Below are 18,379 nucleotides of genomic sequence, written 5' to 3' on the forward strand. Positions count from 1 at the left end.
GCCGATGCGGCGCGCCTCCCTCACGGCAGCGGTTGTGCTGGTCTCAGCCCTGGCCCTGTTGCCGGTGCTGGTGCTGGTGGGCTATGCCCTGCTGGCCCCCGGCTCCAGCACCCTCCAGCTGGGTGCCGAGGGCGTTGAGCAGGTGGTCAACACTGTGGGGCTTGTGATCGGTGTCGGCATGATCGGCGCCCTGGTGGGCACGGCCAACGGCTGGCTCACGGCCTGTTGCCTCTTCCCCGGCCGGCGCTGGCTGCGCCTGGCGCAGGTGCTTCCTCTGGCGGCCCCTGCGTTTGTGCTGGCTGCCGTGCTCGTCGATCTCGGCAGCCGCTGGGGCTTCCGCTTTCACGGCATCGGCTGGGCGGTGCTGCTGCTCAGCCTCACCACTTACACCTATGTGTTCCTGCTCTCCACCGAGAGCTTCTCGATGAGCGGCCACCGCCAGCTGGAGGCCTGCCGCAGCCTGGGAGTTGGTCCGTGGGGCAGCTTTCGGCGGGTGGCGCTGCCACTGGCCCTGCCCTCGATCGGTGCCGGCGTTGCCCTCAGCGGCATGGAGGTGGTGAATGAACTGGGCGCGGTCGAACTGCTCGGCGTGCCCACCCTGTCGCGCGGGATCCTGCAGCGCTGGCAGGGTGAAGGGGATCTGCAGGGAGCCGTGGGGCTGGCCCTGATCGCCCTGGTGATGGTGAGTCTGCTGGTGGGAGCCGAACGCTGGCTACGCCAGCGCAGCCGCCGCTGGAACATGGGCCATGACGGCACCAGCTCCCTGCAGTGGCACCTGAGCGGTTGGCGGTCCTGTGCGGCCCAGCTGCTCACCCTGGTCCCGCCGCTGATCAGCCTGGCGATTCCGCTCACCTGGCTGGTGATGAGCCGCGACCACCTGCAGAGCGATTCACCCGAGGAGCTGGTGGCGCTCACATTGCGCAGCCTTGGCCTGGCCCTTGCCGCTGCCCTGGTGACGGTGGTGGCGGCGGTGGTGCTGGCGATCGCCCGCCGCTGGATCCCCCAGTCCTTCCTGCGTCAGCTCACCTTCACGGCCGGCATGGGCTACGCGATCCCCGGCACGGTGCTGGCCCTGGCCCTGATGCTGATCGGCGGCCCGCTCGGCCTCAGCCCGCTGCTTCTGTTGCTCTGGGGCTACAGCGATCGTTTTCTGGCCGTCTCCAAGGGCGGCCTTGATGCCGCTCTGGAGCGGATTCCGCCCAGCGTGGATGAGGCGGCCACCGGCCTTGGCTGCAGCTGGACCCAGGTGCTGCGGCGTGTGCATCTGCCCCTGCTGAAAGGCCCGCTGCTGGTCGGTGCGCTGCTGGTTTTCGTCGATACGGTCAAGGAGCTGCCGCTCACCTTCTCCCTGCGCCCCTTCGATTTCGACACCCTGGCGGTGCGCGTTTATCAGTACGCCGGTGATGAACGGGTGTCGTCCGCGCTGGTGCCGGCGCTGCTGATCGTGGCTCTGGGCCTGGTGGCGGCGGTGGCGCTCATGCCCAGCCTCGAACGGCTCGGTTCCGGTCAGGACCGGAGCTGAAACGCGACGCCAGAGCTGGGCTCGCGCTGGGGGCCCTGGTTCAGGGACGCGCCGGACAGCGGGGGGCGATCCGGGCGATCCGGTTCGCCTGCAGCACGTTGAAGTTGTCGTCGCTGGCCAGCAGCAGCGTGGGGCGTCCATCGGCCAGGGCCGGGCCCACGGCGAGGGCCTCCCAGTTGTCGGGGCTGAGCCCGGCCGCCAGCAGATCCCACTGCCGCACCGGTGCGAGTGGTGGGGCGTGCTCACCTGCGGGCCGGCTTGCCGGCAGGTGGAACTCCACCAGCCGCGCCCACCAGCGGTTCGGCGCGGCATAGCCCCGCACCAGCCCCAGCAGCAGCCCGGAGCTCGGCGGCGCCAGCAGCTCGGTGAGGCCCCACTGGGGACCCTCCAGCGCCACCGCCAGACGCCCAGTCGGCAGAAAGGCAGGCTGCGGGGCTGCGGTCTCAGGGGTGGTTGAGGAGGCGTTGCCGGCCAGGCTCCTGGCCAGCGGGCCGAAACGCAGCAGGCGCAGCGAACCCTCCGGGTCCTGCAGCAGGGGCCGCTCGGCCGCCAGCAGTAGAGAAGGGGGCAGGCCTGAACCGCCCGGCGCCGCTGGCGATACCGGCAGCAAGGTCAGCGCTTCTGGCCCTTGGTTCGAGCCCAGGCCCCGCCCCGGCGCCGCCTGCCAGTCCGCCGGCAGGTCAAACGCCTCCTGCAGGTGCCCCGTGGCCCGCTGAAAGCGCAGCAACCGCGGCGGCTGCTCCAGCGTGCGGCGCCCCTCGCTCACGATCCAGAACGATCCGCCCTTGATCACCAGCCCTTCACCGTCGAGGGGGTGGGCAAACGGCTGGCCGTTGGCATCGGTGAGCCTCAGCCGCCGGCCGACCACCGGCGGTATGCCCCCGTTCTCCCCGAGACGCGCGACGCCATGCAGCGGCACCAGGAAGGGTGCGGGGGCGTCGCTGAGCAGCCACAGGCTGCGGCCCTCCGGGTCCATGGCAGTGGCTGAGAAGCCACCGAGCGGTAGGCCGTCGGTGCCCTCCCGGGGCAGCTGCACCTCGTCCAGCAGCTGCCAGCTCACCTCTCCCGGACAGGGCAGCACCCAGGCTGGCTCCGCGGGAGGCTGCAGCGGCACGGTCAGGGGTGCTACGGGAATCACAGCGATCAGAGACGGCTCCAAGGCCCACGATGGCGCTGCTCCAGCTGCAGTGGTGCCTCACGCAGGCCTGGTCGTCCGCAACTGGCTCCGTGGTCAATCTGCGGAAGAGGAATGACAGTGCAGATCAGGACTTGTGGCCCAACGAAGACGTGCCCTAGATGCGTCGACGATGGATCAGGCAAGGATCCTGTGACAACGACTGTTGATCGCCCTTGATGCGCGGCATGCCGCCGGAGCGCACGGGTTGGGGGGACCTTGAATCCTGAACGCACCGCGCTTGATGAACATCCTGCAGAGGCAGTCAAGCCACAGGCCTTGGATCAAGGACTGATTGCACAGTTGATCCAGGCTGTGTGCTGATCCAGGATCAGCCTGAGCATGATCAGTCAAGTCCGGATCAGTCTTCTCAAGATCGACGAGTCATGATCCCCTTCGTCATGATCAACCTTCTCGGGAGGACATGGAGAATGATGAGCCAGGACGTCGTTGGTTAATTTGCTACGCCCGTGCGTCGCATTTTCAAGGCAAGGCACAGCACACCCCATGAAGATGATCTCATCGCACTGCCATGGCGTGATCGTGATGGACGAGTCACAGATGCACTCAAGCGAAGAGAACGAGATCCTCAATCGCATCCTGCAGCTCACCAGCCTCAGGGATTGGTGCATGGAACGCCTTTCACTGCTGTCGTTGCGATCCGATCTGGAAGATGCCCGCTGCCTGACCAGTGAGCATCTTGAGATGCTGGTGGAAACCAATGCCTGGAACATCCTCTGGCTTCCCTCCTGTTGGAGAGCCCGTAATGACGAAGGCTGACGCAATCGCTACCCAGAGGATTGGCTTCAGAGTGTCAGAACATCCCGGGAGCTTCTGATTGCAGCTGCTTTACCCACAGCGCAAGTCGTTCATCAGTGACATCGGGTTCACTGTCTTCATCGAGAGGCAGGCCGCAGAATAGCCCATTCACCACACTCTTTGATTCTGAAAAGTCGTAGCTAGCGGGTGATACCCTGCCGACCATTCTGGCCCCAGACTGGATGAATGCCGTGTAGAGCTCTTCCATGGCATCGCAGAAGTAATCGGAGTAGGAGGAAGAATCTCCCAGGCCCACAATCGCCACCGTTCGACCGCTCATCTGCAGGTCAGGGATGCTTTCCACGTGGCTGTCCCAGGCGGTTCCGGAGCGCATCGAATCTGCTCCGGTGTTCCAGGTGGGCACGCAACAGATCAGGTCGCCCGAAGCTTCCAACTCCTCGGTGGCGTCGAGATCACCCACATCCTGCACGCTGGCAGAGGGTCCGATCAGCTCAGCGAGGCGGGTGGCAACGTCCTCCGTTTTTCCGGTGGTGGTGGCAAACAAGATGCGAACGGGCATTGTGCTGAATCAGAACGTTGATGTTCTAATCACCAGCAGTCCTTGTGGAGCTGTGTGGAACGACATCGACAGGTGACATTGCCGACATAAGCTAAGCATCAATGGATTCAGGCGATCAAGTCATCAACGTTACGTTGATCCTGTTGCCTTGTATTCCATGCCCAACACGCTCAGTTTCACAGCCATCTCCTCCTGGCCCTCCTGTGCCTTTACACCCCACCACAGCAACACGCCAGCCGTCCATGGGCCGGCTTTGCTGGGCAAGATCCGCCAGCATCAGCCCATCCAGAAGCTCAGCCTGGAGTATCCGCGTCTCACCCAGGAGCAGCTTGCCCTGGTGCAGGGCATCCAGGTGCAGGAACAGACATTGGCTCAGCTTTATCAGGAGTTGCAGGCGGTTGAGGTGATCAAGGCTGAGCTTGAACGGGAGCTGATTGATTCTCTCAGTCCTGTGTCGCTCCTCTGACTTTCAGCGTGCAGCCGCCCGCAGCAGAAAGCCCTGGCCGGAAGGCCAGGGCAAGTTGTGAATCTCACAGTCGCGGTTCTGACAGCTGGGCTTCCCCTGGTTGCGGTAAACGCGGACGAGTTTCCACAGTGTTTCACCTGTGGAGGTTCAACAGCGGTGTTCACTCAACGTTGGAGTTTCAGGCAGTCTCCATCATTTCAAGTGCCTTGCCTACCCGGCGGAAATCAAAGCCGAGAGCCCGCAGAGCGTGCCAGAGATGGCCCTGCAGGAAGAAGAAGGCCAGAAAGAAGTGGGCATTCGCCAGCCAGGCACGAGCGGTGTGAACCCCCAACGGCAGATCCACGCTGTCGGCGAAGTAGGGAGAGAAGGAAAATTTCAGCGTGAGCGCAGGCCCAAAGAATTCCACCGGATACACGGTGGTGTTCGAGGCACACCAGAGGCTGGCCACAAATCCCATCAAGGCCATCGATCCAATGGAGTAAGACAGAATCGATTCGGCCGATTGAAGAACCAGCTTGCGTGCGAAGGGCAACGGTGGCACCAGGATGTGCCATACCCCGCCCACGGTGAGCATGAAGGCGATCACCACATGGCCACCGATCACATCTTCCAGGCTGGAGATCGAGAGGAAGCTGGTCTGATAGCCCCAGATTGTGGCCAGATCCACGTGCGGTTGCACGGTTCGAACCGCTTGAAGGGCAGGGTCGTAGATGCCCACCCGTTTGGCCAGTTCAACAAACGCAATGGCTCCCAGGCCCAGGAAGATCAGGTGATGGCCCAGGATCACCCCCAGCTTGGCAGGGTCTTCCCAGTCGAAGTTGAAGCGCTTGGCGCCGCCCTGCGTGGTGCCAAGGTCGGTGGGGGCACGGAAGAGGTGCCACATCCCTCCGGCGGCCAGTACGGCGGCGCTCACCAGGTGGAAGGCGGCGATGGCGATGATCGGCTCCGCATGGGCGATCACACCACCTTCCCCAACGCCAAGACCAAGGCGCGCCAGGTTTGGCAGAAGAATCAGGCCTTGCTCACCCATCGGCTGAGCAGGGTCGTAACGGCTGAGCTCGTAGATGGTGAACGAGCCCGCCCAGAACATGATCAAGCCGGCATGAGCAGCATGCGCTGCAATGAATGTGCCGGCTTCATTGGTCACCAGTGAATTGCCTGCCCACCAGTCATCATTGACCTTTGGGTTTCCATACGATTGCATCAAGCTTGCGCGAGGCAGCGTCAATGTAAGTTGAAGCTCCAGCGATTGATGCGTATGAAATGACTATCTGGCAGCTGATTGCGTACGGGATTGTGTATCAATGAAGCGTTCGTGTCGTGCCTTTGCGGACAATCACCGAGGCCATGCGCTTGGTTTGGAGTTGGCGGGGCAGTGGCTGAAACCTCACCAGAACGGCTTCCTTCAGGAACAGGCCACTCGTCACAACGCCCCAGAAGCCCCTCACCACGGGCAATGGCGACTCTCAGGCGGCGCCACCACCACCGCCACCCCGATAGCGGCTGGCCGCACGCTTCACGCTGGCGAGAGCGGTGCCATCAAGGAACTGCTGATCCAGGAGCAACAAGGCGGCGGAGTTGTCCCCTGCCAAGCGCAGACGCTGCAGCACAAAGCGGGCTTCCGCCTCTTCCTGGATCTGTTCTTCGACAAACCAATCCAACATGGCGGAAGCGCTTCGCTCACCATCCGCTTCCGCCAAGGTGTACAGGCGGTTGATGGAGGCTGTGACGGCTTTCTCCATCACCAGCACCTGATCGAACAACGCCTGGGTGGAGTCCCAGGAGCGTTGCGGCGACTGAATGGTGGGCAGAATCACCTGTTCGTCACAGTCGAGCAGATAATCGATCATGCGGGAGGCATGACCTCGCTCCTCATTGCTTTTGTTGAGCATGTATTCGGCGAAGCCGGCAAGATCCTTCTCCCGCAGCCAGATCGACATCGACAGGTAGCTATGGCTGGCGTGAAACTCAGCCTCCAGGTGGGTGTTGATCGCTTGCGTCAACTCTTTCATGTGGTTCGTTCAGTGATGTCTCTCTTGATCTAGCAACCTGAGTGCTCCCCGTGAGCCAGAGTTCACAGGTTGTCGTGTCTGCCCGGAGAGGGTATGAGCGATTGCACACGACTGCCCTTCGAACCATCGATCACCACCGCTCGTAGCTTTCATCGCGTTGATCGGCTGCTGCGTCAGAGAGAATCTGCCGACATCAATCTGCAATCTCTGAACCTCCTGATGCCATCAGCTGTGGTTGCGACTTGCGCCATGAGCTGTGGTTCCGACTTGCGCCATGCGTTGTGGTTGCGATCTGTAGTCCACGATTTGTATCACGATCACCAAGCCTTTCCGTCCATGTGTGACAGAACCAGGCTCTTCCATCCATGACCGACCCGGAGACGTTCTGAAACCCATGATCTGCTGGTTGTCATCCCTTCCCGACTCCACTGAGTTCTCCCTGACCCCCAAACGGATCCGCCCATGCCCAATGATTTTCCCGGTGAACTTCCCCGCCTGCCCGTGGAGCAGCGCACCAGGAAGCGCACCGATGAGCTCTGTGCCATTCAGCAATGGTGCCTGGAGCGTATGGCCCAGCTGGAGAGGCAAGGCAACAGTGCCGCTGCACGCTGCCTTAAGTGTGAGCATCTCGAATTGCTGAGGCAACCCGACAGCCATCGCACGTTGTGGATGCGCATTGAATATGACCCTGAGGGCTGATCCGGCGCTGAGTGGCATTCCTGTTCGCTGGAGGTGCCATTGGCCACAGAATGAGGCGCTGAAGATGACAGCACCTCTGACTGATTGCACCCACACTGATGGCGGAGACGGACTCCCTCACCAGGTGGGCTGAGGGAGTTTTTTCTCAGCTCGGAACCAGCGTGGGTTGAGGGCTGGACGTGGCTGGAAAGGATTTCACTACGGCAGAAGGACGCAGACGCAAGGCGCAGTGCTGGCCGATCTGCAGCGGCATGTCCATGGGTCTGCGTACACGCAGGCGCACATCCCCCTGCTCCACCTGATAGAGCCAGCTGCGGCCCAGAAACTCGCGGCCCATCACTTTGCCGGCGCCGGAATCGTCCGCCTCCAGCTCAATGTCGTCGGGGCTCACCAGCACCTCCACGGCTGCTTCCTGAACACTCAGGCGCGGGAGGGAGGGACCGCTGAGCGGCTGCACTGGCCCCAGCAGTGTGTGCAGATCCGAGCCCTGCCACCAGGCCGGCAGCACATTGCCTTGCAGCACGAAACGCCCCACGAAGGAGGTGGCGGGTTGTTGGACCAGTTGCTGAGGGCTGGCGCATTGGTGCAGACGCCCGTCATGGAGCACCGCCACCCGATCACAGATCGCAAGCGCCTCTTCGGGGTCGTGGGTGACGATCAGTCCGCTCGTGCCGCACTGTGCCAGCACGGTGGGCAATTCGCTGCGCAGCCGCAGCCGCACCTCCACATCCAGGTTGGAAAAGGGCTCATCGAGAAGAACCACCGCCGGTTCCGGCGCCAGCGCGCGCGCCAGGGCGAGCCGCTGACGCTGGCCACCGGAGAGCTCGTGCGGGTAGCGCTCCGCCAGTTCACTCAGACCCAGCAGGTTCAGCAGCCAGGCGGCACGGCCCTTGTTCTGCCGTTGTCTGAGACCGAAACAGACATTGCCCCAGGCCGTGAGGTGGGGGAACAGGGCGTAATCCTGAAAGACCATGCCCACGCCCCGGCGCTCGGGAGCAAGGCAGCAGTTCGGACCGGACACCTCACGGCCCGCCAGGCGGATCACGCCCCGCTGCGGCCATTCGAAGCCGGCGATCAGGCGCAGCAAGGTGGTTTTGCCACAGCCGGATGGGCCCAGCAAGCCCACCAGTTCGCCACGCTCAAGACGCAGATCAATGCCTTGCAGGGTCCATTCCGAACCGCCGCAGCCACCGGGAAACCGGTGCCACAGACCTTGCAGTTCGATCGCGTGGAGAGAAGCAGGATTGGGCGCGTGGAGAACAGTGGGATCGGGAGATGGTCGGTCAGATTGATGCGACTGCAGCATGAATCAGACCTCCCCTGTGCTGACGACGGCCTGAAGGGTGATCCCCATCAGATGCTGGCGGCACCGGAAACGAGGCCTCCAAGGTGCCAGCAGCGGGCGGCCCAGAGTGGCGACTACGAACCGCAAATCGGATTGCCATTGATGCTGCTGCGTGATCAACGTCCGCAGCGGCAGCAGCCGCCTTTCCAGTTCGAACACTTTGAACGCTTGCACCCTTTCTTCTTGGCGATTCGGATGCGATCGCGACGTTGCCGTGTGGCTGTGGGTTGGGTGGCAGTGAGTTGTTCAGAGTGAGAGGCCGCTCCGGCCATGGCATTCAGACAGACTCCATTAACTCTAGGTGGTTGAGCTGGCGACTTTCCCATTGTGATCACTTCAGGGTGTGACAAATCGAACATGCCGCTGTGCTGGATCGAGCCGCTGAACTGTTCGCCCTTCCGCCTCTCTAAGCTGAGTCGGCATCAAGCGGATTGCACCCATGGTTCTTGGCACTCAGCACGCCACTGGCACCCTCCTGAGCGGCGGGCGGCCGGTGGCCCAGCCCATGCAGGAGGTGCTGCTTGAGGCGCTTCAGCAGCATCTGGCGATGGAATTGAACGCCAGCTCCGCCTATTGGGCCCTGGCCGTCTGGTTCGCCGAGCGCGATCTGCGTGGCTTCTCCCGCACGTTCAAGGCGGAATCGGATCAGGAACGCAATCACGCCGGCCTGTTCGCCGATTACCTGATCGCCCGTGGTCAGCCTGTGGTTCTGGGCGGTATCCATGCGCCCAAGCAAGTGTGGAACGACATCGAGGACGTGCTTCTGTCTGTTTTTCAGATGGAAGTGGATGTCACCACCTCTTTGCATCAGTTGTATGCATTGGCAGAGCAATCCGGCGATGTGCGCACCACTGTGTTTCTGGATCCCTTGATTGATCAGCAGACGGCCTCTGAAGATGAGGCGGCCCACCGGCTCGGTCGTTGGCGCCTGGCTGGTGGCGAATCTGCGGCGCTGCTGATCCTTGATGCCGAGCTCGAGGGTGGCAAAGCAACACCGTCCAAACTGGCGGCATGATTCCGGCCTGAAGGTGCCTGGAGATCGGCGGTGTCTGTTTGGTCTTGAGCATCACTTCCCCGCTTGTTCAGCCTGAGGCCTATCCGCTATGTCCAGGCCATGGCTCTGGTTGCTTGCTTCAGGCCAGGCTGTGGCGGCGGCTGAGTTCCACCAGAAAGGCCACACTGAAGGGATCCAGTCCTGGGGCACGGCGTAGTGCCAGACCGACAGCGTGCACTTCGGCCTGCCGCACCGCCATGCGCTGCAATTCACCCTGCAGTCTGCGGATCAGGCCGGCATCACGGCAGCGCGTCAATTGCGTGGCGATCTGGCGCCGCCGGCTGAGCAGCTTGCCCATTTCACGGCACAGGCTGCCCAGCAGGCTGTCGGCGGGGCCGTCGTTCAACGGGGACAAGGGCGATGGGGCCTCTCTGCAGGGGGGCAGGAGTGAGGAAGAGCACACCACGATCTGCGCTCCCTCAAGCCGCTGCCAGCGGTGCGGACTCCACCAGGGAAGGGGCCACGCGCATGCCCGTCTGGCCGCTGGGCGCTTCCATCAGTTCCGCCTGCCGGATCCGCGAGATCAGCCGGGTGGTGGTGACGCGGGTGGTGCCGATCAGTTCACCGATGCGTTCGTGGGTGAGGCGGAAGGGAAGGTCGCACCAGGGACCGCAGCGGCGCCCCAGGCGGCGCACCAGCAGACCGAACAGGGCATGGAGCCGTTGCTCGGCACTGCCGAGGTGGCGGATGCGCAGCAGTTGCAGCGTCCATTCATTGACGGGGTCAAAGCCATCACCCGTGCCCGCTTCGCCGTCACTGCGGAAACACAGGGGCGTGAGCGCCTCCACGCAGACCCCTTCACTGCAGAGGCGGTCGGTGCGCAGTTGATCGCCGGGTTGGAGAAAGGCGAGGGTCATGCCCTCGGTTTCCTCGCAGGGGCAGTACACCCGGGCGATGCCTTCCAGCACCTCGATGCAGCTGCCACTGGGACGGTGCAGGGGATCGAGGAGCACCGTCTGGCCGGTGGGCATGCGTACAGCAGCCGCGGGCTGATCGGGCAGAAAGCGGAAACTCACGGATGGGGCTTATTGAGAATGACTCGCACTCTAAACAGCTGTGCCGCCTTTTTGCAAGTGGTTCTCAATAGCAACTGGTAGTTGCAAGCCCTGGACGCCGGCGGGGGGTTCCTGGCGTCGGATCGCCTGTGGACGATCGGCCACCTGGTACTTGCAGGTAAGGACTGGGGCTCTGGTGGCCTGGGCTTTGGCAACGGCGTCTGGTGCTATTTGGGCGCTTCGCATGTGGTGACGGTGCTGGCCTTTGTGCGGCGTCGACGCAACCTGATCCCATTCCCACTTCGTTCCCCATGCTTCGCATCCGCGGTGATCGTGCTTCCCTGCTGGCCGCGCTGGCCACCAACTGGGCCCATCAACAGCTCGGCCTCACGGCTCCGGAGCTGGGCTTCCCTGGAGCCGCCCTGGTCACGGCTGTGGACCAGGGCCAGAGGGGGGCGGCTGCAGTGGCGCCGCTCAGCGTGGGGCCGCAGCGGCACAGCGGGGACACAGCGCCCGCACGGTGAGCACACACTCCAGCAGGCGGAAGCCGTGGGTCTGGGCGGCCGTTTCTCCTGCTGCCATCACCTGCGCGCTGTCGAACTCCTCGGTGCGGCCGCAGCTCACGCATACGAGGTGGTGGTGATCGCGGTGGCTGTCGCTGGCCAGCTCAAAGCGCCGTCCGCCTTCCGGCAGCTCCAGTTCCCGCAGCAGCTCCAGGGCACTGAGCAGGCGCAACGTGCGGTACACAGTGGCCAGTGACACGCGCGTCTGCTCCCCCAGCAGCCGTTGGTGCACTTCTTCGGCACTCAGGTGGCTGCCTTCACCGATGCGGCGGAACAGATCGAGCACCCGCTGGCGCTGGGGCGTCAGCCGCTGCCCGCGGCCGTGGAGGCTGTTGCGCAGGCCTTCAGGAATCGCGGGAACCTGGCCCCTACCAATGGCTGAACGGGTGGGCACCAGGTGGGCGGCTGTGCTTCTCAACAATAGATGCTGTTGCGAACCCTGGACAGACCATGGCGTTGTCGTGATTGTTCCGTTCTCGACCGCCTGTGCACCGATCAGGCGCGTTCACTGGCCAGCTGTTCGTCCAGGCGGGCCGTGAGTGCCCCGAACAGGTCGGCCACGGTGACAACCACGCGGTAGCTGAGGGCCACCGCCAGCAACGGCGCCTCCGGCACCTGGCCGCCCAGCCGGAGCACCAGCACCGCTTCGAACACCCCGAGGCCCCCGGGAGCACCCGGCACCACCAGCCCGGCCGTCCAGGCCAGGGCGAAGCCCGCCAGCCAGACCGGCCAGCTGAGTGACAGCTGCTGATCGAAGGCGATCACGGCGCAGGCAAAGCCGGCGAAGCGAAGTAGCACGAACGGGACCTGGGCCAGCAGGGGCAGCAGCGGGTAGCCGGGCAGAGAGACCGGCGGCAGTTTGTCAGTGGCGTCATCGAGCGAGAGCTGGCGCGCCCGCTGCCGCTGCAGCCGGTTCAGAACACGGTTCGACCAACCCGGCATCAGGCCGATCAACGGCAGCGGCGCCACCAGTGCCAGCCCGTCTTGCCAGCCGCCGATCGGCACCATTGCCAGGGCGGCACTCGCCGCCAGTAGGGGATCGAGCAGCACGGCCACCAGAGCCAGTGCCGTGCCCACGGGCTCGCGGCTGGCCAGCGGATGGGGCGCCTGAGGCGTGGGGCAATCGGCGGCTGGCGCTTCCGGCCCCGTCCGCAGCGACTGCACGCGTGAGGCCAGGTGCCAGAAGCCGCCGGGCAGGTACTTGAGCAGGTTGCTGCGCAGGTAGAGCCGTACGCAGGTGTCCCAGCGGGGTCGTGCCCCCAGCCACTGCAGCCCCACGCTCCAGGCCAGCCCGTTGACCACCAGGCTCAGCAGGCTTACCCCCGTGCCGACCACCAGCCACAGCCATCCCTGTGGATCCAGTCGCAGTGCCAGCAGTTGCGGCGCATTGGCCAGCAGGGCGGCGAACAGAAAGCCGAAGCTGAGCAGGCTCGCCCAGAGCCGCAAGCCGCCGGGCAGGGAGGTCACCAGGTGGCGCAGGTTGGGCATCAGTCCTGGTCCGGCATCGCCGCCGCATTGTGCTCGGCCAGGGCGGCCGGGTCGGCGAGCGCCTGCTGCACCGCCGCGCGCACCTGCCGCAGGCTGAGTTGCTCGCGCCTGGCCAAGGCGATCAGGTCGTCGTGCTCGGCCTTGAGCTGGCGCTGGCCATCGGGCAGCAGCGACACCTTCACCCGCACCGGCCCCCAGGGGGTGGCCAGCTGGGCCTGGTGGCGCGGCAGGCACCAGCGCTGCTGCAGCTGCTCCCGCACCCCGAGGCTGGTGCCATGCCGCCACCAGATCGCCCGCAGCGCTGGCGCCGCCTGGGGGTGTGCCACCACGCTGAGCAGCACGCCGCTGCGTCCCTTCTTCATCAACGCCGGCTGGCTGAACACCTCCAGGGCACCGGCCCGGCGCAGTTCGTCGGCCAGGAAGGCCAGATCTTCGGCGCTGGCGTCATCGATCTGCGCCTGCTGGAGCAGCACCGTTTCCAGCAGCGCGTGCCCGGCCATCGGGGGGGCGCTGGCCTCGTCCAGCCAGAGCCGCAACAGGTTGGGTCGATCGAGCACGCGGTGACCCAGGCCGATGCCCACGGCGCTGGGCACCATCGAGGGCTGGGCGCCGAAGGCCGTGGCCCATTCACTCAGCAGCGCCATGCCGGTGGGGGTGGTGAGCTCCCCGGCCGGCAGCTCAGCGGCGCCGGCCAGGGGCACCTGCCGCGCGCGCGCGAGCTCCAGCACCGCCGGGGCCGGCAGCGGCAGCAGGCCATGGGCGGAGCGCACCGTACCGTGACCGGCCGGCGGCGGCGCACAGATCAGTGGCTCCACCTGGAAGTGCAGCAGCCCGGCGCACACGCCCACCATGTCGACGAGGGCATCGACGGCCCCCACCTCATGGAAGTGCACCTGCTCAGGGGCATGGCCGTGCACCCGGCCCTCGGCTTCGGCCAGGCGGGTGAACACCGCCAGCACCCGCTGCTTCAGGGCCGGCTCCAGCGGCGCCGCGCCGATCTGCTCGCGCAGCTCCAGCCAGTGGCGGTGCGGCGGATGCGGCTCCAGTCCCTCCACCGAGACGCGGGCGCCGCGCTGGCCACCGCTGCGGGCCTCGGTGACGGTGAGGCGGTAGGCGCCGGCCAGACCGAGTTGCGCCAGGGGGACCTCCACCACGGAGCGCGGCAGGCCCAGATCGAAGAGGGCGGCCAGCAGCATGTCGCCCGCCACCCCGGTCGGACAATCCAGATAGGCCAGCGCCATGGCGGTCAGCCGGGGGTGGGTGCCGCCTGGGGCTCCGTGCTGCGCAGCAGACGCGGGGCGGCGGCCACAAGGGCCTCGGCGCGCCCTTCCAGCTCGTTTTGCCGTGCCCGCAGCAGCTGCTCTACCTCGCGGCGGGCGCGGCGTTGCTCCAGCTGGGCGGTGGCCACATCAAAGCCGGAGAGACCCCAGAGACGCCCGAGCAGGGCCTTGTCGTCGGAGCCGCCGCGCGAGTTGCCGTAGAGAAGCTGTTCGGCCACCATGCCCGCCTGCAGCACCCGGCTCCAGCGGCGCAGCTCCTCGGCCGGCAACTTGGCGTGGGCCGGCAGCTCGAATTCGGTGCTGCCGTTGGCGCTCAGTCCTTCGCGCAGGCAGGCCAGGCTGCCCACCAGCACCCGCCGCACCGGCAGCTGGTCGTGGTCGGCGACGAGGGCATGGCCGGCCTCGTGCACCGCGATCCGGTGCAGCCGCCCCGCACCACCCGGCAGTGCTTCAGCCAGCAGGTGGCCGCCGCGTCCCCCGAAACGCAACGCATCGAGGCTGAGCGCGGTGAGGGCGCTGCCTGCGGCCAGGGCGATGATCCAGGGCGAGAGACCCAGCACCGGGCCGAGCACCGCCAGCAGCGTGATCGTCGCCACGGCGATGCCGGCGTTGAGCGCGGCGGTGGACCCATCCCCCACCGGCTTTGCGGGACCAGGCGTGGCCATGGCCTCAGTTCCCCGGGCGCCGGATGGCGGTGCGTTGAGGGTCGCGGACAGGGCTGCCCGCTGCTGCTCCGCTGGCCGGCGCCCCGCTGGCGCCCGATCCCACCGGAGCACCGGCGCGGCGGTCACCGCCGCGGGGGGCGCCACGGCCGGCACCATCTCGCCCGTTGCCACGCCCTTTGCCACCGCGATTGCCCCGTTGGGCCACCGGACCGATCACCTCATACGACTCCACCCGCAGCGCCTGGCCATCGCGGCGCAGGTGCAGGGCCACGAAGTGACGCAGATGCTCCAGCGGGATCTCGCCGCGCAGCTGCAACTTGAACGGCTGCGGGCGGGTTTCCTCGCCCCGGGCCTGCTGGCGCACCTTCACCACCAGCTCACCGCTCTCCGGCCGGGTGAATACCAGCTCACCCCGCACGGAAAAGTAGCCATCGCCTTCCGGCAGCTGGTCCACCGTGGGATCGGCAGCAGCATCCGCATCGGGAGCATCTGCTTCGGCGGCCAGCAGGGTGCTCGGTTCCCACACGCCCACGATCTGCAGGTGCAGGGTGCCGGTATCGCGGCAGCGGGGGTACACCACCCACAGGTGGGGCCTGTCCGGATCGAGGCGACGTCGCACCAGGCTCAGCACCCGGCCCAGCAGCACCGCTTCCAGCTCGGTGCCGTCTGCCGTGCGGATCAAGCCGCGGGTGTCGTGCTCCGGATCGGTGGCCACGTACTGACCCTGCACCACGCCGATGGCCCGGTACTGCATCGGCTCGGTGACCGGGGAAATCGGATGGAGGCGCATTGGAGCGGGCGCTGGCAGAGAGGGCTGGCGGGGGATCCTGCGGGAGCGAACTCCTGACGGGATCAGGGTGTTGGGGGCGTGATCAGGGGTGATCCGCCGTTCCGCGGCCCGGAGCGGAATCTAGCTGTGCCTTCAGGCGTCAGACTTGCCGCAGCCACCCCTGCACATGTCGCCCCGTTCGTCCGTCGGCTCAGCCCTCTCCAGGCGCTCCGGGCTGCTGGCGGGCTTCGGCGTGGCCCTGCTGGTGCTGGCCTCGCTCATCGGCGGCTGGTGGCTTGGCCGGCAAGGCCCCAGCACCAGTGCCGAACTCCGTTCCCGCCAGGTGTTGCAGCAGGAGATGCTGCGGTTGCGGCAGCAACAGGCCGATGGCCAGGCCAGTGATGTGGAGCAGCGGCGCCTGCTGCAGTTGTTGCTGGCGCTGGAGCAACCGGCGGAGGCCACCCAGCTGCTGGAGGCGATGGCGGATCAACAGCCCGATCGCTGGTCGTTGCGGTTGCTGCTGGCGGAGCTACGCCGCGACCAGAACGATCGGGCCGGCGCCGAACGGGAAGTGCGTCAGCTGCTCAACCTCAAGTCCGACCGCATCGAGGCCCTGCAGCTGATGGCGCTGCTGCAGCTGGAACAGGGGCGCGGCGCCCAGGCCCAGACGCACCTCACCAGCGCCTATGTGGCGGCCACCAAGCCGCAGCTCCAGCCCCAGGCCCTGCCGATCGGCCTGATCCTCGCCGACCTGATGCTGCAGCGCGGCCAGCTGGAGCAGGCGGATGGCCTCTACCGCAGCCTTGCCGCCAGCTTCCCCGGCGATGTGCGGCCTGTGCTGGCCCGTGCCCTGCTCAAACAACAGCAGGGGAACAGCAAGCTGGCGCTGGAATTGATCGCCAAGGCCCGGGCGATGAAACCCGAGCAATGGGATGCACGGGTGGATCAGGTGGCCGCCAGCTGGGGCCTGAAACCCCTGCAGCGGCCAACGAAGGGAACAGCCACCAAGAACCCGGCCCCCACCAGCGATCCGCCGGCGCCGTCCATCAGCAGCCCGGATGGGGCCACAGGCGCTGGGGCTCCTACGGCCCCTTCACTCCCGCAGAACCCGGCGTGGGCTGCGCCTCCATCTCTCTGAGCGCCCGGTCGATGGCGTCGCCCGGCGGTGTGGCGTTGTCCATGGCACTGCTGCGGCGCAGCTGGTTCATCAGCTCCAGCGGGTTGGTGGCATCGAGCACGCTCTTGGGCCGCTCGCCCGGGCCGTCGAACACGTTCTGCTGCTTGGTGGGCGGCGCGTAGGGGTTGTCAGCGCGTGCCTCAGGCATCGTCAGCGGCACGGCGAGCACGGCAAGGGCCGCAAGAGCCACGGGACGGACCATGACGGGTGACCTGAGGTGACGGAACGTGAGTCAATGCTAGGGGTCTTCGACTGACGCCTCCGCCCATGCGCATCGCCACCTGGAATGTGAACTCCATCAGGATGCGACTGGAACAGGTGACCGCCTGGCTGCAGCGGGAGCGGCCCGATGTGCTGTGCCTGCAGGAAACCAAGGTGGAGGATGGCAAGTTCCCCGCCGAAGCCTTCACCGCCCTGGGCTACGCAGTGGTGATCAGCGGCCAGAAGGCCTACAACGGGGTGGCGATTCTCAGCCTGTTGCCGCTCGAGCAGGTGTGCGTCGGTTTTGAGGCCCTGCTGCCCGGCGACCCCGAAGCCGTGGCGCTGGGGGAACAGAAGCGGGTGATCAGCGCCCTGGTGGACGGCGTGCGGATCCTCAACCTGTACGTGCCGAACGGCTCGGCGCTGACGTCGGAGAAGTATGCGTACAAGTTGGCCTGGCTCAGCTGCCTGCGCCGTTATCTGGCGGCCCAGGAGCAGGAAGGCGATCCGCTCTGCATGGTGGGTGACTTCAACATCGCCCTTGACGACCGCGACATCCACGATCCTGAGCGCCTCAGCGGCGGCATCATGGCCAGCGCGGCGGAGCGCGAGGCGCTCACGGCGGCGCTGGGGGAGCGGCTGGTGGATGTGTTCCGCGTGTTCGAGCCCGACAGCGGCCACTGGAGCTGGTGGGATTACCGCACCGGTGCCTGGGACCGCGACCGGGGCTGGCGGATCGATCACATCTATCTCAGTGCGGAGCTGCTCGCCTGCTCCACCGGCTGCGTGATCGACAAGGGGGAGCGGGGCCACGACCAGCCCAGCGACCATGCGCCGGTGGTGGTCAATCTGGAGCTGCAGCAGGACGGTGACGCTGACGAGGACGGGGAAGCTGACGACGCTGCGAGCTGAGTCACTGGTGATCACCTAGCCCCTGAGCCCGACAGCCGCCTTGCTCTGCTGGGCCGCCGCCGTGGATGGGGCCGACGGCCGAGGGGGGATTTGTGAGCGTGTTCTCAGGCCATGGAGGTAAAACGTTCTCAACGTTTCAGCAGCGCCTTACGATCGCCGCCACTCGCATGCCACTCATGCTCTCCCGCCTGCTTCCTCTGCTGGCTGTGCCGCTGCTGATCGGTTCGACTGGCGTCGCCTCCACAGCGCAGACGTGCCGGTTTCTGCAGCCGATTGGTGGCACGGGCAGTCCGATCGTGGCCAAGTCGGTGGGTGCGGGCAGGATCTTCGGCAAAACCAACTGGAACACCGATTTCATCGTTGATCAGCCCTACAGCAGCTTCAAGTTCTTTTTCACCGCCAATTCTTCCGACGCCAATGCCACCTATCCGGTGGAGGCCTTCATGAAGTTCACCGATGGCTCCAACCTTCAGGTGGTGAATGAATCGATGAACCCGCCGATCGGCCGAGGCCGCATGTTCGGTCCGTTCCCTGCCATTCCGGGCAAACAGGCCAGCCAGATGAATTTCAAGGTGGGAGCCAGCAACGACCCGGGCGCCCTGGGCTTCAGCTATCGCATCTCCGTGCAGGGCTGCAACTGATCACGGCGGGGCCCCAGGCTGATCCGATCTCTCTCCTTTTCTGCTGGGGGCTTCAGCCTGCGGTACAGCGGGACTTG

General features: G+C 65.7%; 22 protein-coding genes. 9 read left to right on the forward strand and 13 right to left on the reverse strand.

Translation table 11 applies throughout. From position 1 onward, the window contains the following. Positions 1–4 precede the first annotated feature (4 nt). Positions 5–1,522 (forward strand): ABC transporter permease, encoded by a 1,518-nt coding sequence (locus tag ACWJI3_RS00970; RefSeq protein ID WP_480202532.1) that lies wholly within the window; start codon positions 5–7, stop codon positions 1,520–1,522. A gap of 40 nt (positions 1,523–1,562) precedes the next feature. On the opposite strand, the gene ACWJI3_RS00975 is transcribed toward ACWJI3_RS00970, so the two are convergent. After that, the gene (locus tag ACWJI3_RS00975; protein WP_480202533.1) at positions 1,563–2,681 is read right to left on the reverse strand and encodes an esterase-like activity of phytase family protein; all 1,119 of its coding nucleotides are present in this window, start codon (positions 2,679–2,681) and stop codon (positions 1,563–1,565) included. A gap of 552 nt (positions 2,682–3,233) precedes the next feature. On the opposite strand from ACWJI3_RS00975, the gene ACWJI3_RS00980 reads away from it, so the two are divergent. Continuing rightward, positions 3,234–3,476, forward strand: coding sequence for a hypothetical protein (locus tag ACWJI3_RS00980; RefSeq protein ID WP_480202534.1), 243 nt, complete (start codon positions 3,234–3,236; stop codon positions 3,474–3,476). Between the two features lie 34 nt (positions 3,477–3,510). On the opposite strand, the gene fldA is transcribed toward ACWJI3_RS00980, so the two are convergent. Further along, positions 3,511–4,035 (reverse strand): flavodoxin FldA, encoded by a 525-nt coding sequence (fldA, locus tag ACWJI3_RS00985; RefSeq protein WP_255099556.1) that lies wholly within the window; start codon positions 4,033–4,035, stop codon positions 3,511–3,513. Positions 4,036–4,192: 157 nt separating this feature from the next. On the opposite strand from fldA, the gene ACWJI3_RS00990 reads away from it, so the two are divergent. Then, the gene (locus ACWJI3_RS00990) at positions 4,193–4,501 is read left to right on the forward strand and encodes a hypothetical protein (RefSeq protein WP_255099554.1); all 309 of its coding nucleotides are present in this window, start codon (positions 4,193–4,195) and stop codon (positions 4,499–4,501) included. Positions 4,502–4,679: 178 nt separating this feature from the next. Here the strand turns inward: ACWJI3_RS00990 and ACWJI3_RS00995 are convergent, their stop codons facing one another. Next, positions 4,680–5,705, reverse strand: coding sequence for a chlorophyll a/b binding light-harvesting protein (locus ACWJI3_RS00995; protein ID WP_480202535.1), 1,026 nt, complete (start codon positions 5,703–5,705; stop codon positions 4,680–4,682). A 262-nt stretch (positions 5,706–5,967) separates the two neighbouring features. Beyond that, entirely contained in the window at positions 5,968–6,513 is a 546-nt protein-coding gene (locus ACWJI3_RS01000) for a ferritin (RefSeq protein WP_094510897.1), read from the reverse strand. 462 nt (positions 6,514–6,975) lie between these two features. Between ACWJI3_RS01000 and ACWJI3_RS01005 the strand changes: the two genes are divergently transcribed. Then, positions 6,976–7,212 (forward strand): hypothetical protein, encoded by a 237-nt coding sequence (locus tag ACWJI3_RS01005; protein WP_480202536.1) that lies wholly within the window; start codon positions 6,976–6,978, stop codon positions 7,210–7,212. 145 nt (positions 7,213–7,357) lie between these two features. Here ACWJI3_RS01005 and ACWJI3_RS01010 read toward each other — a convergent pair whose 3' ends face one another. Further along, positions 7,358–8,518 carry an ABC transporter ATP-binding protein gene (locus ACWJI3_RS01010; RefSeq protein WP_480202537.1) on the reverse strand — a complete coding sequence of 387 codons (1,161 nt, stop codon included), beginning with the start codon at positions 8,516–8,518 and terminating at the stop codon, positions 7,358–7,360. A gap of 478 nt (positions 8,519–8,996) precedes the next feature. Between ACWJI3_RS01010 and ACWJI3_RS01015 the strand changes: the two genes are divergently transcribed. Continuing rightward, on the forward strand, positions 8,997–9,572 hold the full coding sequence (locus ACWJI3_RS01015; RefSeq protein WP_255099547.1) for a ferritin: 576 nt from the start codon (positions 8,997–8,999) through the stop codon (positions 9,570–9,572). A gap of 118 nt (positions 9,573–9,690) precedes the next feature. Here ACWJI3_RS01015 and ACWJI3_RS01020 read toward each other — a convergent pair whose 3' ends face one another. Together ACWJI3_RS01020 and ACWJI3_RS01025 are read right to left on the reverse strand one after the other, a co-directional pair. Further along, positions 9,691–9,966, reverse strand: coding sequence for a hypothetical protein (locus ACWJI3_RS01020; RefSeq protein ID WP_144036920.1), 276 nt, complete (start codon positions 9,964–9,966; stop codon positions 9,691–9,693). A gap of 64 nt (positions 9,967–10,030) precedes the next feature. Continuing rightward, complete coding sequence (locus tag ACWJI3_RS01025; RefSeq protein ID WP_094510892.1) at positions 10,031–10,627, reverse strand: Crp/Fnr family transcriptional regulator; 597 nt, start codon at positions 10,625–10,627, stop codon at positions 10,031–10,033. A 290-nt stretch (positions 10,628–10,917) separates the two neighbouring features. Between ACWJI3_RS01025 and ACWJI3_RS01030 the strand changes: the two genes are divergently transcribed. Then, positions 10,918–11,130 (forward strand): hypothetical protein, encoded by a 213-nt coding sequence (locus ACWJI3_RS01030; RefSeq protein WP_255099544.1) that lies wholly within the window; start codon positions 10,918–10,920, stop codon positions 11,128–11,130. Here the strand turns inward: ACWJI3_RS01030 and ACWJI3_RS01035 are convergent. From ACWJI3_RS01035 to ACWJI3_RS01055, 5 genes are all read right to left on the reverse strand, one after another. Further along, the gene (locus ACWJI3_RS01035) at positions 11,081–11,563 is read right to left on the reverse strand and encodes a Fur family transcriptional regulator (protein WP_255099543.1); all 483 of its coding nucleotides are present in this window, start codon (positions 11,561–11,563) and stop codon (positions 11,081–11,083) included. The two genes, ACWJI3_RS01030 and ACWJI3_RS01035, sit on opposite strands and share 50 nt — an antisense overlap. Before the next feature lie 101 nt (positions 11,564–11,664). Continuing rightward, positions 11,665–12,657: a UPF0104 family protein gene (locus ACWJI3_RS01040; RefSeq protein WP_480202538.1), complete on the reverse strand. Its 993-nt coding sequence runs from the start codon at positions 12,655–12,657 to the stop codon at positions 11,665–11,667. After that, positions 12,657–13,898: a nickel pincer cofactor biosynthesis protein LarC gene (gene larC / locus ACWJI3_RS01045; RefSeq protein WP_480202539.1), complete on the reverse strand. Its 1,242-nt coding sequence runs from the start codon at positions 13,896–13,898 to the stop codon at positions 12,657–12,659. The genes ACWJI3_RS01040 and larC overlap by 1 nt, the downstream gene beginning before the upstream one ends. 5 nt (positions 13,899–13,903) lie before the next feature. Continuing rightward, a complete protein-coding gene (locus tag ACWJI3_RS01050; protein ID WP_094510889.1) occupies positions 13,904–14,602 on the reverse strand; it encodes a hypothetical protein in 699 nt (232 codons plus the stop codon). A gap of 4 nt (positions 14,603–14,606) precedes the next feature. Next, positions 14,607–15,392 (reverse strand): hypothetical protein, encoded by a 786-nt coding sequence (locus ACWJI3_RS01055; RefSeq protein WP_480202540.1) that lies wholly within the window; start codon positions 15,390–15,392, stop codon positions 14,607–14,609. Between the two features lie 166 nt (positions 15,393–15,558). On the opposite strand from ACWJI3_RS01055, the gene ACWJI3_RS01060 reads away from it, so the two are divergent. Next, entirely contained in the window at positions 15,559–16,509 is a 951-nt protein-coding gene (locus tag ACWJI3_RS01060; protein WP_255099536.1) for a tetratricopeptide repeat protein, read from the forward strand. On the opposite strand, the gene ACWJI3_RS01065 is transcribed toward ACWJI3_RS01060, so the two are convergent. Continuing rightward, positions 16,454–16,750: a hypothetical protein gene (locus ACWJI3_RS01065; protein WP_255099535.1), complete on the reverse strand. Its 297-nt coding sequence runs from the start codon at positions 16,748–16,750 to the stop codon at positions 16,454–16,456. The genes ACWJI3_RS01060 and ACWJI3_RS01065 overlap by 56 nt on opposite strands. Positions 16,751–16,815: 65 nt before the next feature. On the opposite strand from ACWJI3_RS01065, the gene xth reads away from it, so the two are divergent. Together xth and ACWJI3_RS01075 are read left to right on the forward strand one after the other, a co-directional pair. After that, positions 16,816–17,661: an exodeoxyribonuclease III gene (xth, locus tag ACWJI3_RS01070; RefSeq protein ID WP_094510887.1), complete on the forward strand. Its 846-nt coding sequence runs from the start codon at positions 16,816–16,818 to the stop codon at positions 17,659–17,661. Between the two features lie 176 nt (positions 17,662–17,837). Continuing rightward, positions 17,838–18,302, forward strand: coding sequence for a hypothetical protein (locus ACWJI3_RS01075; protein WP_233132804.1), 465 nt, complete (start codon positions 17,838–17,840; stop codon positions 18,300–18,302). Positions 18,303–18,379: the final 77 nt, after the last annotated feature.

Source organism: Marcopretia estuarina LEGE 06307 (assembly GCF_056633115.1).

What these genes read in the sequence shown, in the direction of transcription:
- fldA (WP_255099556.1), bottom strand. Translation starts at nt 4,035, where the DNA reads ATGCCCGTTCGCATCTTGTTTGCCACCACCACCGGAAAAACGGAGGAC.
- ACWJI3_RS00970 (WP_480202532.1), top strand. Translation starts at nt 5, where the DNA reads ATGCGGCGCGCCTCCCTCACGGCAGCGGTTGTGCTGGTCTCAGCCCTG.
- ACWJI3_RS01005 (WP_480202536.1), top strand. Translation starts at nt 6,976, where the DNA reads ATGCCCAATGATTTTCCCGGTGAACTTCCCCGCCTGCCCGTGGAGCAG.
- ACWJI3_RS01050 (WP_094510889.1), bottom strand. Translation starts at nt 14,602, where the DNA reads ATGGCCACGCCTGGTCCCGCAAAGCCGGTGGGGGATGGGTCCACCGCC.
- ACWJI3_RS01040 (WP_480202538.1), bottom strand. Translation starts at nt 12,657, where the DNA reads ATGCCCAACCTGCGCCACCTGGTGACCTCCCTGCCCGGCGGCTTGCGG.
- larC (WP_480202539.1), bottom strand. Translation starts at nt 13,898, where the DNA reads ATGGCGCTGGCCTATCTGGATTGTCCGACCGGGGTGGCGGGCGACATG.
- ACWJI3_RS00995 (WP_480202535.1), bottom strand. Translation starts at nt 5,705, where the DNA reads ATGCAATCGTATGGAAACCCAAAGGTCAATGATGACTGGTGGGCAGGC.
- ACWJI3_RS01000 (WP_094510897.1), bottom strand. Translation starts at nt 6,513, where the DNA reads ATGAAAGAGTTGACGCAAGCGATCAACACCCACCTGGAGGCTGAGTTT.
- ACWJI3_RS01055 (WP_480202540.1), bottom strand. Translation starts at nt 15,392, where the DNA reads ATGCGCCTCCATCCGATTTCCCCGGTCACCGAGCCGATGCAGTACCGG.
- ACWJI3_RS01075 (WP_233132804.1), top strand. Translation starts at nt 17,838, where the DNA reads ATGCTCTCCCGCCTGCTTCCTCTGCTGGCTGTGCCGCTGCTGATCGGT.
- ACWJI3_RS01030 (WP_255099544.1), top strand. Translation starts at nt 10,918, where the DNA reads ATGCTTCGCATCCGCGGTGATCGTGCTTCCCTGCTGGCCGCGCTGGCC.
- ACWJI3_RS01010 (WP_480202537.1), bottom strand. Translation starts at nt 8,518, where the DNA reads ATGCTGCAGTCGCATCAATCTGACCGACCATCTCCCGATCCCACTGTT.
- ACWJI3_RS01015 (WP_255099547.1), top strand. Translation starts at nt 8,997, where the DNA reads ATGGTTCTTGGCACTCAGCACGCCACTGGCACCCTCCTGAGCGGCGGG.
- xth (WP_094510887.1), top strand. Translation starts at nt 16,816, where the DNA reads ATGCGCATCGCCACCTGGAATGTGAACTCCATCAGGATGCGACTGGAA.
- ACWJI3_RS01065 (WP_255099535.1), bottom strand. Translation starts at nt 16,750, where the DNA reads ATGGTCCGTCCCGTGGCTCTTGCGGCCCTTGCCGTGCTCGCCGTGCCG.
- ACWJI3_RS00990 (WP_255099554.1), top strand. Translation starts at nt 4,193, where the DNA reads ATGCCCAACACGCTCAGTTTCACAGCCATCTCCTCCTGGCCCTCCTGT.
- ACWJI3_RS01060 (WP_255099536.1), top strand. Translation starts at nt 15,559, where the DNA reads ATGTCGCCCCGTTCGTCCGTCGGCTCAGCCCTCTCCAGGCGCTCCGGG.